Consider the following 14,612-nt stretch of genomic DNA (forward strand, 5'->3'; position numbering starts at 1 on the left):
GGCGGTGCCCGGCGGTGTCATGCGCGCCAGATTCACCGGAATCCTCGGGGACGCACCGCCATCCATGGCCCAGCCGTCACATTTGGCGCCAGCCCTCGCCGTACGCCTCGCCAGCTTCGCGGTGTCGCTGAGCTTCCCCGCCTACCTTGCAAATCCTGGCATCGATGTACGCGCTGGCGACGCGAAATGGACCACCTTGAATCAGCCCTTGGCCGCCGCCTTCATCTCTCTTTTGTAGGCGCGCACCTTGCCGAGCGACTCCGGGTCGACGATGTCGGCCACCGACTTGAACGAGCCGACCTCGCCGTATCCGCCCGCGGCCTCCCGCCACCCCGCCGGCTGCACCCCATACTGCTTGCCGAGCAGAGCCACGAAGATCAGCGACTTCTGCTTGCCGAACCCCGGCAGCGAGGCCACCCGCTTCAGAAGCTCCTTGCCGTCCGCCACACCCGTCCAGAGGTTGGCCGCCTCGCCGTCGTAATCCTCGACGAGCGCCCGGCACACCTCCTGCACCCGGCCCGCCATTGCCTTGGGGAACCGATGCAGCGCCGGCGGCGTAGCGAAGATCGCCACCAGCCCTTCCGGATCGAACTCGGCCAACTCGACAGCCGTAGGCGCGTGCCCGAGCCGCTGCGCGAGCACCCAGGGCGACGTGAACGCTTTCTCGAGCGGGATCTGCTGGTCGAGCACCATGCCAACAAGCAGCGCGAGGGGGTCAGCAGAGAGAAGCTTGTTGGCCTCGTCGTCGATCGGCAGGCTGAGCGTCATGGCCCTATCTTGCCGCTAACCCGTCCGCCCTGGTCCAGACGCCCGCACCTTCTTCCGCCCCGACCGCTCAGCGCAGGCCGGTCTCGTAGGCGATCATCACGAGTTGAGCCCGGTCGCGGGCGCCGAGCTTGGCGAGAAGACGACCGACGTAGGTCTTGACCGTCCCCATGCTGAGATGGAGATCGTTGGCGACCTCCTCGTTCGAGAGACCCCGTGCCACCATCACCAGCACCTCTCGCTCCCGGGCCGTCATTTCGGGCAACGGTTTCACCCGGCGCTCGGGCTGCGCGACGTAGGCCGAGATCAGCCGCCGCGTGGCCGCCGGCGTCAGCAATGCCTCGCCGGCCGCCACCACCTTGATCGCCCGAATCAGCTCGTCGGGCAGCACCTCCTTGAGCAGAAACCCGCTGGCGCCCGCCCGAACGGCCCCGAACACATACTCATCCAGATCGAACGTCGTCAGCACGATCACCCGGGTCGGCAACGCCGCGACGCCCTGACAGATCTCCCGGGTCGCCTCGATGCCACTCATCTCGGGCATCCGCACATCCATCAGAACCACGTCCGGCCGCTCCCGGCGAGCGACCTCAACGGCCTCCCTGCCGGTAGCGGCCTCACCCACACAGGCGAGCCCGGGCGTGTGGTCGATCAGCATCCGGAAGCTGGCCCGCAACAGCGCCTGATCGTCGGCGAGAGCGACCCGGACCTCGCTCATGACCGGTACCGAAGTGTCGCCGCAACCGTCCACCCGCCCTCGGCCCCAGGCCCGGCCACCAACTCGCCCCCGAACATCGCGACCCTCTCCCGCATCCCGATCAACCCCTGCCCCACCCCGCCCACATCGTGTCCGCCGGCACCGGCCACCCCGCGGTCAGCGGCGTCGCACCTCCCGCCCCACACCGCCTCGCCCGCCCCACGCTCACGATCACCGATCGCCCCGTCGGCGGCCGCCCTCATCCCGACCGGCACCGCCTCGCCCGCTCCACCCTCACGGGCACCGGTCATCGCCCGGTCGACGGCCGCACTCATCCCGTCACACATCGCCTCGTTCGCCCCGCGCTCGGCAGTAGCGGCCGCCGGGCGACCCCCGGCGGTGCGATCGGCGAGCGTGCCGGTCAGGCCGTTGTCGATTACCTCGACACGGACTTCGTCAGAGGCGATGACGACATCGATGCGACATCGTGTGGCGTGGGCGTGTTTGAGCACATTGGTCAGCGCTTCCTGCACCAGCCGGAACACCGTGAGGCCGACGCCCTCCGGCAGCGAGCCGACGCCGCTCACCCTCAGATCGACGCCCTCCGGCCGCGAGTCGACGCCGCTCACCCTCAGATCGACGCCCTCCGGCCGCGAGTCGACACGGCGCATCTGCAGGTCGACGCTCAGGCCCGCGCTGCGGGCGGCCGCGGCCAGTCTTTCGAGGTCGGCGAGCCCGGGAGCCGGGACGACGACTGCCTCGGCACGAAGCACGGCAAGCGCCCGGCGCAGCTCCGTCAGGGCGTCTCGGCTGGTGGCGGCGATGACCTGCAACGACTCCCGCATCTGCTGCGGGTTCACGTCGGCGATGTGATCGGCCACCGTCGCCCGGACCGCGATCACGCTCATGCTGTGCGCGACGATGTCGTGCAGGTCGCGGGCGATGCGTAGTCGTTCTTCACCCAGGGCCAACTCGGTGGCCTGCTCGGCGGACCGGGTCGCGTAGGCGCGGCGCTCACGGATCGTGCGCCCGATCGTCCAGCAGGCCCCGAGAACCCACGTCACCAGCAACACCTCGAACGGTTCCCGGGCCGCCCACCCGAACACCGCCGCCGTCGTGCCCAGGCCGATCACGACGATGCGCACCGACGAGCGGCGGTCGAGCTCGAGGCCGGCCGTGTAGAGAACGAGGCCGAGCACCACCGTCGGAGCCACCCCGGCATAGTCGGGGATCACCCCACCTGCCGTCACCGCCGCGGCGAGGACGAACGCGAACCATGCCGCGCCGGCCGGGCGAAGCCGCCGCGCGGCGACCGGCACCGCCAGTGACACTCCGATCAGGAATGAAACCCAGGGTGGCTCATGCCAGCCGGGGCGCGACGGCAGCGGAACCTCCAGGGCCGCGATCCACCCGAGCACCGCGACCGCCACGGCCAGCAGCGCGTCGGAGGCGAGCAGCTGGCCACGACTGAGGCCCCGGAGGAGCACGGAAGGCGCGGCGGTGGTCATGCCCGAGACATTAATGAGGGAGGACGAGCGGCGCGTCAGACCAGGGTCTGAAGTTCGGGCTCGCATCTATGGACCACGGTCTGACTACACCCGCGCCTCGGTCGAGGATCGTCGACAGCCATGACGACACCGATGGTCTCGCTCCGCGATCTGCGCATGGAGTTCCGCGCCGGCCCCGACCAGGTGACTGCCCTCGACGGTGTCACGGTCGACCTTCCGGCCGGCACGTTCACCGCCGTGATGGGCCCGTCCGGCTCGGGCAAGTCCACATTGCTGCACTGTGCTGCCGGGCTGGAGCGGCCGACCGGCGGCGAGGTGGTGCTCGACGGAGTGACCCTGGGCGACCTGGACGAGACCGGTCTGACCGTGCTGCGCCGAGAGCGGGTGGGCTTCGTCTTTCAGGCGTTCAACCTGATCTCGTCGCTCACCGCCGCGCAAAACGTCGCTCTTCCCGCACGCCTCGCAGGGCGCCGCGTCGACGAGGCCGAGCTTGCCGCCGCGCTGGCCCGGGTCGGCCTCACCGATCGCGCACGGCACCGCCCGGTCGAGCTCTCCGGCGGCCAGCAGCAGCGGGTCGCCATCGCCCGCGCCCTGCTCACCCGGCCGGCCGTGCTGTTCGCCGACGAACCGACCGGCGCGCTCGACGCGCACACGTCGCGGCAGGTCCTCGGCCTGTTGCGCGATCTGGTCGACGAGCGCGGCCAGACGGTCGTCATGGTCACCCACGATCCGGTCGCCGCAGCGGTCGCCGATCAGGTGCTCCTGCTGGCCGACGGCCAGCTGATCGACCGGCTCGCGGCCGCGTCGGCCGAGTCGATCGCGACCCGCATGGCGGCGGTGGAGGCGACATGCTGACGCGAGATCGCCTGGGCGCGTTTGTCGCGGTCCTCTTCGGCACCGCGATCGTCACCCTCACCTTGGCTCTCCTCGCATCGGCCAAACCGCAGGTGCCGGATCGATTCGCCGCCGTGGCTGTGGCGGTGCGGAGTCCGGGGGTGAGCACACCGGCCGACCCGTTCCCCGAGTCACGGCCATGGTCGTCCGCCGAGGCAACCGCCCTCGCCGCACGGCTCGCGGCCGTGCCGGGAGTCGCCGTCGCGGTTCCCGACCGGCGCTTCTATGCGCAGCCGGTGCTCGGCGGCAAACCGGTGACGACCGTCCAGGAGGCGCATGGTTGGGCGAGTTCCGCGTTGGCCTCGGACTCGCTGGTCGCCGGCCGGCCGGCACAGTCCGCCCGGGAGATCGTGGTCCCGCGCAGTCTGGGTCTGCCGGTGGGCAGCGCGGTGACCATCCTGACCGCGCCCGGTCCGGCACAGTGGACGGTCGCCGGTCTGGTCGACGCCGATCGGCTTTACGTCTCCGACGGCACGGCGACTGCCTTCGCTCCCGGCGTCCGCATGATCGGTCTCACCGGGCACCCCGACCCGGAACAGGTCCGGCAGGCCGCGCCCGGTGCGACGATTCTGCACGGCGCCGCGCTCGGTGATCTCGAGTCGAGATCCGACGCCCGCACCCGGTGGATCGGCATGCAGGTGCTGACCGGCATGACCGCGCTGGCGGTGTTCGCATGCGCCTTCGTGATCGCCTCCACCTTCGCGCTCACCGTCCATCAGCGACGCCGGGAGCTCGGCCTGCTGCGTGCTGTCGGCGCTACACCGGGCCAGGTTCGCCGAATGATCATGCGGGATGCTGCGGTCGTCGGTGCCATCGCCGGCGTTGCGGGCACCCTGCTCGGCACGCTCGCCGCGCCCGTGATCGGCCGAGTGCTGGTCGACGCGGGTTTCGAGCCGGAGTCCTTCTCCGTTGGCGTTCATCTGTGGCCGTTGCTCGCCGGTCTCTCGGCCGGGCCGGTCATCGCCGTCTCCGGTTCGGTGCTTGCCGCACGGCGGGCATCGGCCATCGGGCCACTCGAGGCGTTACGGCAGGCTGCCGTGGACGACCGGCCGATGACCCGGCCTCGCTGGATCGCCGGTCTCCTCTTCGCCGCGCTCGGGGTGGCGGCCGGTGCGGCCACGCTCGTTACCGACGATCTGAGCGACCTGGCAACCTTCGCGCTGCTCGGTGTGATGGCGCTGGTGATGGCCGCGACCGTGCTGGCGCCGGCCGCGGTCCCGCCGATCGTCTGGGTGGTCCTGCGTCCGGTGCGCGGGCCGATCGGCACGGTGATGCGGGAGAGCGCGCTGACCGGTGCGCGGCGGACGGCATCGACGGCGGCACCGGTTCTGCTGACTGTCGCGTTCGCGGTCTTCATCGCGGGAAACGTGCAGGCCAGCACGGCTGCTTACGCGAGCCGCCGAGCCGATGCCGCCGGAACGGGCACGGTCCTGATCCCGGACGGCACGCCGGGGTTGACCGACACGGCGGCCGGCGCTGCGCCGCTACCGACGGAGCTCTACTTGAACGGCACAGTGGCGCCCGCCATCGGTCTCGATCCGGCCTCACCGGCCGCCGGCGACCGTGGGCCGGCTCTTGCTGCGCCGGACACGGTGGTCATCATCGGGTGGCGGGCCGCTCAGCTGCAATTGCGACTCGGCGATGCGATCGAGGTGAGCTTCGCGGACGGGGTGAGGCGGCCGTTGCGCATCGTCGGGGTCGCGGCGGACGGCACGATTCCGGCGGACTTCCTTGTGAGCCGACAGACGGTGCGCGAACATGACCCGTCTGCCCTGGCCACGGCGTTGCCGCTGCCCACCGGCGCGTCGCAGGCCGCGGCCGTCGGCGCACGCGCTGTCGACGTCGCTACCTACTCACGCCAGGCCGACGCCGACGAAGACCGGCTCGTCTGGATCTTCACGCTCCTGCTGATCGGCGTGTCCGTCGGCTACGGCGCACTCGCGGTGGCTAACACGCTGTTCATGGCTACGGCCCGGCGCGCACCGGATTACCGCCTCCTGCGACTCGCCGGCGCCACACCGCGCCAGGTGTTGCTCGCGGTCGCCGGCGAGTCAACGCTGGTCGTCACCATCGGCGCAGGCCTCGGTGGCGGCGCCGCGATCATCGCCCTGTGGGGCGCGACGGTCGGCCTGCGGTCGCAAACCGGAAGCACGCTGCCGCTGACCGTGCCCTGGCCGACCGCAGCCGCCGCTGTCGCAGTCTGCCTGCTCCTGGCCTTAGCCGGAAGCGTCCTCCCTGCCCGCGCCGGGCTCCGCCACATCGGCCCACCGCGGGAGACATCGTGACACCCCCAACCACGCTCCCGACTCCGGCCCGAAGCCCGCCGACCACACCGGCTCGGCTCGCGGCGGCGGGAGGCACCGCGGCAAGACAGAGTTCGTCTGGCGCGGCCCGGGCATGGGGACAGCCCGGGCGCGGGGACAGCCCCAGCGCGGAGCGGCCGAGGCGCGGGACAAACCCGGCGCAGAGCAGCCCAGGCGCAGAGCAGCCCAAGCCCAGAGCAGCCCAAGCGCAGAGCAGCCCAAGCGCAGAGCAGTCACGTCGGCTGTGTGGTCTGGGTGGCTGGCGGATGTGGCTGCGGGGCCGGTGGGTCAGGCGTCGAGGAAGTCGTGCAGTGGGTGGTCGGTGAGGGAGTTCAGGACCACGTCTGCGGCGTTCATCGAGAGGGCGATGGTGATTGGGTTGGGGACTGCCACGCAGAACACGCCGGCGGCCTTCGCTGCGGCGATGCCGTTGGGGGAATCCTCTACGGCCAGCGCCTCGCTCGGGAGTGCGCCTAGTTCGTGGAGGGCCAGTTCGTACAGGTCGGGGGCGGGCTTGCTTCGTTCTACCCGGTCGCGGGTGGCCAGCACCTCGAACCGGTCGCGCAGGCCGAGCGCGTCCAGGAATCGGCCCACCCAAATCTTGCCGGAGCTGGAGGCCAGGCCGATTCGCAAGCCCAGGTCGCGGGCCTCGTCGAGCCAGTCGACTATGCCTTCGAGGGGTTCGGCCTTGGCCATCAGATCGTCGAAGCGGGCGTGGCGGGCCGTGCGAATCGCGGCGCGGTCCATCGGCTTGCCGGTCAGCGAGGCGAGGTGGTTGTACGGGTCGAAGCCGGAGTCCGCGGTGCCGATCGACTGTGACCAGACTGCCTGGTCAAGGGTCGTGCCGTGGGCTGCGTATATCTCCTGCCATGAGACGAACTCGGGCGTCTCGGTGTCGATGATCGTTCCGTCCAGGTCAAAGATGATCGCCTTGCGCACCCCTCGCATCATGCCGTCGCCGGTCAACGGGTCGGCGTGGGGTTGGCGGCGACGCGGATCACTGTACGGATCGCCGGAGAAGTGCCAATGTCGTGCCGAGGATGGGTAACGGCCGTGGAAGCCAGGAAGGCCAAGGCCCGCCGGCTCATGGCCGGCTGTCCGGAAGGAGACGAGAATGAGCGACTCGGACGAGAGCATCGAGCGGGAGATCGCCGGGAGCGACTACGGACCGGGAATCTTCGACGAGCCGAACAGTTACCGGCCGGAGAAGGGCGATGACGAGGCCGGGCTGTCCAGCACGCTCGCAGCCGGCACTGATGTCGACCAGCTTCAGGACGGTGGGCCGCACCCGGAGCACGGGGTGCTGACCACCACCGGCGGAACGGCGGGGCCGAACAGCTTCCGGACGCGCCCGCGCTCCGGCCCGGGTGTGGCGAACACCACTACCGGGGACGCGACGACCGGAGCCATGGAGACGCCGGTCGACGGCTACACGAGCGACGCCAGCAGCAACGCGGTCGACTGAGACCGCTACCGTCGCCGCATGGATGCGAAACCGTTCGCGGCGGGGCGGGAAGCTGACGTCTTCGCGCTGGGCGACGATCGGGTGCTGCGCCGCTATCGCAACGGGACGGACGTGGCCCGCGAGGCCGAGGTCATGGAGTATGTCGGCGGCCTCGGCTTCCCGGTGCCGCGGGTATATGCCGCGCAGGGCGCCGACCTCGTCATGGAACGGCTCGACGGGCCGACGCTCGCGCAGGCGGCGCTGACCGGCGAACTGTCCATTCCGGACGGCGTCGCCATCCTGACTGATCTCCTGCGCCGGCTGCACGACCTGCCGCCCCGCGGCGGCGGCAGCGCGGGCAGCAGTGCGGACACGATCGTTCATCTCGATCTGCATCCGGAGAACGTGCTGCTGACGCGGCGCGGGCCGGTGGTGATCGACTGGTGCAATGCCGGTGACGGGGTGAGCGACCTCGACACGGCGCTCAGTGCTCTGATCCTGGCTCAGGTGGCCATCGGTTCGATCGAGCATCCGCTGGTCGACGGGGCCGGGATCATGGTGGATCTGTTCCTGGAGCTTGCGCCGGGCGATCCGGTGCGGCTGCTCGACGAGGCGGCGGTCTTCCGGCGGCGGCAGCTCACCATGTCGCCGGACGAGGTGGCGATGATCGGCGCGGCGGTCGCTCGGGTGCGGGACGCAGCTTTACCCCGTACGTGAAAAAGCCGTCGCCCGGCGGAAGAGGAGCACCGCCGGGCGATGGATGGTTTTCCGGCGTCAGCCGGCGTAGGCCTCCAGGCGGGAGGCGCGCTCGGGGTCGCGAAGCTTGAGCATCGTGACCTTCTCGATCTGGCGGATGCGCTCGCGGCTCAGGCCGAACTCGCGGCCGACCTCGTCGAGAGTGCGCTGGCGGCCGTCGTCCAGGCCGAAGCGGAGACGGATCACCGCGGACTCGCGCTCGGACAGCGTGGCGAGGACGATTTCCACCTCGTTGCGAAGTTCGCCCTGGCCGACCGTTGCGGCCGGGTTGTCGCCGGCAGCGGCCACGAAGTCGCCGAGGGCGCTTTCGCCGTCCTCGCCGACGGCCTGGTCGAGGCTGACCGGCTCGCGGTCGTAGGAGATCAGCTCGATCACCTGGAACTCGGGCACGTCCATGGCCTTGGCGATCTCGGCGATGCCGGGCTCGCGGCCGAGCGTCGCGGCGAGGTCGCGGCGGGCGCGGACCATGCGGTTGACCTGCTCGACCATGTGGACCGGGATGCGGATGGTGCGGGCCTGGTCGGCCATGGCGCGGGTGATCGCCTGCCGGATCCACCAGGTGGCGTACGTCGAGAACTTGTAGCCCTTGGTGTAGTCGAACTTCTCGACCGCGCGGATCAGGCCCAGGTTGCCCTCCTGGATGAGGTCCAGGAACGCCATGCCACGACCCGTGTACCGCTTCGCGATGCTGACTACCAGCCGGAGGTTGGCCTCGAGCAGGTGGTTCTTGGCGGCCTTGCCCTCGGCAACGATGATTTTGAGGAGTGGAGCGAGGTCGTCGCCGGCTTTGGGGAGCCTCTCGTCGGCGTACAGGCCGGCTTCGATGCGCTTGGAGAGTTCGACCTCCTCGACCGCGGTCAGCAAGCGGGTGCGACCGATGCCGTTGAGGTAGGCCCGGACCAGATCCGCGGAGACACCACGCTCGTCCGTCGCGTCCAGGTCGGTCAGGAGCTCGACACCGTCCGTCATGCTGTTGGTGTCATCCGCCGTCTTCATCATCTGCAGGACCACCTTTCAGTCCCCTCCCCGCTGGTAACCGTCGTATGCGTCCCAGCCGCATTCGTTCCGGTGATCGATAGCTTGGCCCGGGACGCGTTAAGCGGAGGTGAGGCAAGCGTCCAGGTGGCATGAATCAGGGAGAACCCTGACGTCGCTAAGCCGACAAGCGGTCGAAATGCCGGTTCTGGGGTGTTGTCGTGCGCCGATAGTGTTTTTGAAACGCTCCCGAGGAGGATTCGGTTCGATGGTCTTCAAGCGAATGATGCAGGCGTTCGGCGTGGGCGGTCCGTCCGTCGAGACCGTGCTGGTCAACCCCAACTGCCGGCCCGGCGGATTCCTCGAGGGGCAGGTGCAGGTCCAGGGCGGCGACCACCCGGTCGATGTGGAGTACCTCGCGGTCGGCCTGATCACCCGGATCGAGGTGGAGAGCGGCGACAGTGAGTACAACACCGACCAGGAGTTCCACCGCCAGCGCTTGACCGGTTCGTTCCGCCTGGATGCCGGCGCCCGGCATGACGTGCCGTTCCGGTTCGACGTGCCATGGGAAACACCGATCACCGAGGTGTACGGGCAACATCTGCACGGCATGACGATGGGGCTGACCACCGAGCTCGAGATCGCCCGCGCGGTCGACAAGTCGGACCTGGACGCGGTCGCGGTGCACCCGCTGCCGGCTCAGGAGAAGATCCTCGAGGCTCTCCTGCGGCTGGGATTCCGGTTCAGCCGGGCGGATGTCGAGAGCGGCCGGGTGTACGGGGCGGAGCAGCAACTGCCGTTCTACCAGGAGATCGAGTTCCACCCGCCGTCGGCGTACGCGAGCGGCATCAACCAGCTGGAACTGACCTTCATCGCGACTCCGCAGCGCCTTCAGGTGGTGCTGGAGGTCGACAAGCGGGGCGGGTTCCTCAGCGAGGGGCACGACTCGTTCGGCCGGTTCGATGTCGACTACGCGACCGTCGACCGGGTCGACTGGGCCGGCCAGCTCGACAACTGGCTGCGTCAGTCGGCGCAGCGCCGCGGATTGTTCTTCTAGAGCTCGAGCAACAACGTACGCGGGCCGACGTTCACGCTCTCGACCAGCATGTGCGTCCGGAAGCGCCCGGTTTCGACCGTGGCGCCCCGGGCGCGCAGGGCTTCGACGAACGCGGTGACCAGCGGTTCCGCGACCGCGGCGGGGGCGGCCGCGCTCCACGTGGGACGGCGGCCCTTGCGGGCGTCACCGTAAAGGGTGAACTGGCTGACCACGAGCAGTGGGGCGCCGAGGTCGGACGCCGATTTCTCGTCGTCGAGGATGCGCACCTCATAGGTCTTGCGGGCCAGCTCACGAGCCGTCTCAGCGGTGTCGTCGTGGGTGACGCCGAGCAGCACGAGCAGCCCGTCCTCGATCTTGCCGACCACCTCGTCGTCCACGGTCACGCTGGCTCGGCTCACGGTCTGCACCAATGCACGCACGGAGATGACCTTCTCACGGGTTCCGCAGGCGGCGCGGGCCGGTGTCGGGTCGCAACGCCGGCGAGCCGATCTCGGTGGCGACGTGCAGCACGGAGATGCCGTCGGGGCGGGCCAGGACCGGGTTGAGCATCAGCGACCGCAGGCGGGGGTGGTCGTCGGCGAGCCGGCCGATCCGCAGCAGCAGGTCGATCAGGGCGGCCCGGTCGACCGGGGCCGAGCCGCGGTAGCCGTGCAGGAGCGGCGCCGCCCGGGGCTCGTCGACCAGGGCTTCGGCGGCGCGGTCGGTCAGTGGGGCGGCCCGCCAGGCCAGGTCGCCGAGCAGTTCGCTGGCGACCCCGCCCAGCCCGAAGCCGACAACCGGCCCGAACGCGGGATCCTCGACGACCTCGACGGTGCAGGCAACGCCGGGCGCGACCATGGTCTGTACGAGCACATCTGGCCCAAAGTTTCGGGATAAATCCTCATAGGCGGCGGCAACATCATCGGCGTCGGCCAGCGCCAGCCGCACCGCGCCCAGGTCGATCCGGTGCCGCAGCGCGCCACCGGCAGCTTTCAGGGCCACCGGATATCCGAGCGCGGCGGCGGACTCCAGCGCGGCGGAGAGCGACGTGCAGAGCGTCGACGGCACGACGGAGATCCCATAGGCGGCCAGCAGCTCGGACGGCGGTCCTTCGATATCGGCAGAGGAAGGGTCCACGTCGGACAGGACGGGCACGACCCCGGGCGGGCGGCGGAGCCACTCGGCATAGGTGGCGACACGGGCGAGCGCCCGGACCGCTTCCTCGACCGAGGGGTACGCCGGGACGCGGGACGGCAGGTTGCCCAGCAGGAACGTCGCCACCGTCGGCTTCTCCCCGGCCAGGGCGACGCTGGCCAGCGCGGCCGCGAAGTCGGCGTCCTCATCCGGCAATTGACCCGGCAGCGGCGGCGCGAACACCACGACCAGGGCGTCGACCCGGTCGTCGACGGCCGCGTCGGCGAGGGCGTCGGCGAAGTCGTGGGCGCCGGCCTGCGGGCTGACGTCGTGCGGATAGCCCTCGGCCACGGCCAGCCCGGCCGCCCGGCAGGCGACGACCGCCAGCTGCGACAGAGCCGACGAGTTCCCGACCACCGCAACGCGGCGGCCGCCTGGCAGTGGTTGGTGCGCGAGCAGCAGGCCGACGTCGAACATCTCCTGCACGGTGTCGACCCGGATGACGCCGGAGCGGGCGAACAGCGCGGTGACCGCGTGCGCGTCCGGCCCCGGCAGGCCCCCGGTCAGGCCGGGCGGGCGGGTGGCCGAGGCGACCGCCACGACCGGCTTGACCCGCGACATCCGCCGGGCGAGCCGGGCGAACTTGCGGGCGTTGCCGAAGGTCTCCAGGTAGAGCAGCACGACGTCGGTGCCGGGATCGTCGTACCAATATTGCAGAAGGTCGTTGCCGGACACGTCGGCGCGGTTGCCGGCCGACACGAAGCTCGACAGTCCGAGCCCGCGCCGATCGGCCTCGGCCAGGAGCGCTACCCCCAAAGCGCCACTTTGGCTGAAAAACCCGACACGTCCGGAGGAAGGCAGTCGAGGCGCGAGCGTCGCGTTGAGGCGTACCAATGTGTTGGCAATTCCCATGCTGTTGGGGCCGACCACCCGCAGCCCGGCCGCGTGCGCGAGCTCCACCAGCCGTCGCTGCGCGGCGGCGCCTTTGGCGCCGATCTCGGCGAATCCCGCCGAAACCACCACCACTCCACCCGCGCCGCTCGCGGCGGCGTCGGCGATCGCGTCGGGAACGCTGCGCGGCGGCACCGCGATCAGCGCAAGATCGATCTCAGCGCCGGCAAGAGCAGCCGATTTGTACGCGGGCAGGCCGGCCACCCGCTTGGCGCGCGGGTTGACCGCCACGATCGTGCCGGCGTAGCCGCCGTCGCGCAGGTGGCCCAGCATCGCCGCGCCGATCCCCTGGCCGCTCGCACTTGCTCCGTAGATCGCCACCGCGCGCGGCGCGAGCAGCCGGGCGATCGACCGGGCCTCGGTGCGGTGCTCGCGGTTCTCCTGCACCTCGCGTGACTTCTCGGTGGGCGCGATCGGGAACTCCAGGTGCACCACCCCGTCGGCGTACTTGCGCTGCACCTGATAGCCGAAGTCGCTGAACACCCGCAGCATGCCGCCGTTCTCCGGCAGCACCTCGGCGACGAACCGGCTGATCCCGTTCTCCTGGGCCGCCGACGCGAGGTGCTCGAGAAGCACCGACCCGATGCCCCGGCCCTGGTGGGCGTCCTCGACCACGAACGCGACCTCGGCCTCCGGCGCGCCGGCGCCGAGCCGTTCGTACCGCCCGACGGCCGTGATGTTGCGGCCGCTGACGATGACGAACGCTTCCCGGTCGTGGTGGTCGACGTTGACGAACCGCTTCAGATCGCGCTCCGGAATGCGCGGATAGGGCGAGAAGTAGCGCAGGTAGCGGGTGCGGTCGCTCATCCGGGAGTGCAGCTCCACGATCAGCGGAGCGTCCTCGGGGCGGATCTGCCTCAGGTGGACGGCGGTGCCGTCGGAGAGCAGAACGTCGGCGTCCTTCTCCACGTCGGGCTCCTTCGGTCGTGGGCGTGCGAATCTCAGTCGCGGGGGTCGTGCGGGTCGAGGCCGTGCAGTGGGAACACCGCCACGCGGGTGGCGAGGATCGCCTTGTCGACGGCGTCCGGGGTGGTGCCCGGCTGCCAGGCCTGGATCTCCGGCTCGGCGCCGTCGGTCATCGTCTCCGGCACCACCCCTTGGGGGCAGCGTTCGGCGGCGAGCTTGCGCCAGCCGGACGGCGTGCGGGTGGCCGGGTCGAGCGGCTCGCCGGTGGCCACCGCGAGCAGGTGCGACCAGGCCCGCGGGACGACCTCGACCAGGGCGTATCCGCCGCCGCCCAGGGCCACCCAGCGGCCGTCGCACAGCTCGTCGGCCAGGTCGCGCATCGCGAGGTAGGCGGCGCGCTGGCCGTCGACGGACAGGCGCAGGTCGGCGAGCGGGTCGAGGCGGTGAGCGTCGGCGCCGCACTGACTGAAGATGATCTCCGGGGCGTAGGCGCGGAGCACGGACGGGACGATCGCGTGGAAGGCGCGCAGCCAGGCGGCGTCGCCGGTGCCGGGTGGCAGCGGCACGTTGACCGCGGTGCCGGCCGCGTCGGGGCCACCGGTCTCGTCGGCGAAGCCGGTGCCCGGAAACAGGGCGAGCGGCGTCTCGTGCAGGCTGATGGTGAGCACCCGCGGGTCGTTCCAGAAGGCGGCCTGGACGCCGTCGCCGTGGTGCACGTCGACGTCCACATAGGCCACCCGCTGGGCGCCCTGGTCGAGAAGCCGGGCGATGGCGACGGCCGGGTCGTTGTAAACACAGAACCCGGCGGCCCGGGACGCCATGGCATGATGCAGGCCACCGGAGACGTTGACGGCACGATTCGCCGTACCGTGCCAGACGGCCTCGGCCGCCGCGATGCTGGCGCCGCAGATCCGGGCCGACGCCTCGTGCATTCCGTCGAAGACGGGATTGTCCTCCGTGTTCAGACCCCAGCCACGGAAGAAGGGATCGGTGGGCGCCAGCCGCACGGCGTCGAGATAGTCGGCGTGGTGGACCCGCAGGAGGTCGGTCTCGGCCGCCGGACGTGGTGTGATCATCTGCACCCCGGGGCGGTCCAGGATGCCGAGTTCGCGGGCCAATGCCATGGTCAGCTCCACCCGTACCGGATTGAGCGGGTGGTCACCCATGTCGTAGTCGAGCAGGGCTTGGTCCCACACCACGGCGGTCGTCCGGTCTGCCATGCCGCCATGCTGCCACGGCGCGA

13 protein-coding genes are annotated in these 14,612 nt (G+C 70.6%); 5 read left to right on the forward strand and 8 right to left on the reverse strand.

From position 1 onward, the window contains the following. Positions 1-201 precede the first annotated feature (201 nt). The 3 genes from AB0E90_RS29535 to AB0E90_RS29545 form a co-directional block, all read right to left on the reverse strand. Positions 202-768 carry an HhH-GPD-type base excision DNA repair protein gene (locus AB0E90_RS29535; RefSeq protein WP_360412808.1) on the reverse strand — a complete coding sequence of 189 codons (567 nt, stop codon included), beginning with the start codon at positions 766-768 and terminating at the stop codon, positions 202-204. A gap of 67 nt (positions 769-835) precedes the next feature. Continuing rightward, a complete protein-coding gene (locus AB0E90_RS29540) occupies positions 836-1,483 on the reverse strand; it encodes a response regulator transcription factor (RefSeq protein WP_360412811.1) in 648 nt (215 codons plus the stop codon). Further along, positions 1,480-2,970, reverse strand: coding sequence for a histidine kinase (locus tag AB0E90_RS29545; protein ID WP_360412814.1), 1,491 nt, complete (start codon positions 2,968-2,970; stop codon positions 1,480-1,482). The genes AB0E90_RS29540 and AB0E90_RS29545 overlap by 4 nt, the downstream gene beginning before the upstream one ends. A 120-nt stretch (positions 2,971-3,090) precedes the next feature. Here AB0E90_RS29545 and AB0E90_RS29550 point away from each other — a divergent pair, with 120 nt between their 5' ends. Both AB0E90_RS29550 and AB0E90_RS29555 read left to right on the forward strand, forming a co-directional pair. After that, a complete protein-coding gene (locus AB0E90_RS29550; RefSeq protein WP_360412817.1) occupies positions 3,091-3,825 on the forward strand; it encodes an ABC transporter ATP-binding protein in 735 nt (244 codons plus the stop codon). Beyond that, positions 3,819-6,149: an ABC transporter permease gene (locus AB0E90_RS29555; RefSeq protein WP_360412820.1), complete on the forward strand. Its 2,331-nt coding sequence runs from the start codon at positions 3,819-3,821 to the stop codon at positions 6,147-6,149. Before AB0E90_RS29550 ends, AB0E90_RS29555 begins: the two co-directional genes overlap by 7 nt. Positions 6,150-6,455: 306 nt before the next feature. On the opposite strand, the gene AB0E90_RS29560 is transcribed toward AB0E90_RS29555, so the two are convergent. Beyond that, positions 6,456-7,106: an HAD-IA family hydrolase gene (locus tag AB0E90_RS29560; RefSeq protein ID WP_360412823.1), complete on the reverse strand. Its 651-nt coding sequence runs from the start codon at positions 7,104-7,106 to the stop codon at positions 6,456-6,458. Positions 7,107-7,281: 175 nt separating this feature from the next. Between AB0E90_RS29560 and AB0E90_RS29565 the strand changes: the two genes are divergently transcribed. Both AB0E90_RS29565 and AB0E90_RS29570 read left to right on the forward strand, forming a co-directional pair. Further along, positions 7,282-7,632, forward strand: coding sequence for a hypothetical protein (locus AB0E90_RS29565; RefSeq protein ID WP_360412826.1), 351 nt, complete (start codon positions 7,282-7,284; stop codon positions 7,630-7,632). Positions 7,633-7,650: 18 nt separating this feature from the next. Continuing rightward, positions 7,651-8,328, forward strand: coding sequence for a phosphotransferase (locus AB0E90_RS29570; RefSeq protein WP_360412829.1), 678 nt, complete (start codon positions 7,651-7,653; stop codon positions 8,326-8,328). A 57-nt stretch (positions 8,329-8,385) separates the two neighbouring features. Here AB0E90_RS29570 and sigB read toward each other — a convergent pair whose 3' ends face one another. Continuing rightward, positions 8,386-9,366 (reverse strand): RNA polymerase sigma factor SigB, encoded by a 981-nt coding sequence (gene sigB, locus AB0E90_RS29575; protein ID WP_360412832.1) that lies wholly within the window; start codon positions 9,364-9,366, stop codon positions 8,386-8,388. A gap of 244 nt (positions 9,367-9,610) precedes the next feature. Here sigB and AB0E90_RS29580 point away from each other — a divergent pair, with 244 nt between their 5' ends. Then, positions 9,611-10,399 (forward strand): sporulation protein, encoded by a 789-nt coding sequence (locus AB0E90_RS29580; RefSeq protein WP_360412835.1) that lies wholly within the window; start codon positions 9,611-9,613, stop codon positions 10,397-10,399. Here AB0E90_RS29580 and dtd read toward each other — a convergent pair. From dtd to AB0E90_RS29595, 3 genes are read right to left on the reverse strand one after another with little or no spacing between them, the layout of a single operon-like run. Further along, entirely contained in the window at positions 10,396-10,818 is a 423-nt protein-coding gene (gene dtd / locus AB0E90_RS29585; RefSeq protein WP_360412838.1) for a D-aminoacyl-tRNA deacylase, read from the reverse strand. The two genes, AB0E90_RS29580 and dtd, sit on opposite strands and share 4 nt — an antisense overlap. Positions 10,819-10,831: 13 nt before the next feature. Further along, positions 10,832-13,372: a GNAT family N-acetyltransferase gene (locus AB0E90_RS29590; protein ID WP_360412841.1), complete on the reverse strand. Its 2,541-nt coding sequence runs from the start codon at positions 13,370-13,372 to the stop codon at positions 10,832-10,834. A gap of 32 nt (positions 13,373-13,404) precedes the next feature. After that, positions 13,405-14,589 (reverse strand): acetoin utilization protein AcuC, encoded by a 1,185-nt coding sequence (locus AB0E90_RS29595; RefSeq protein ID WP_360412844.1) that lies wholly within the window; start codon positions 14,587-14,589, stop codon positions 13,405-13,407. Positions 14,590-14,612: the final 23 nt, after the last annotated feature.

It is taken from the genome of Actinoplanes sp. NPDC026619, from assembly GCF_040638295.1.
Classification (GTDB): Bacteria; Actinomycetota; Actinomycetes; order Mycobacteriales; family Micromonosporaceae; genus Actinoplanes.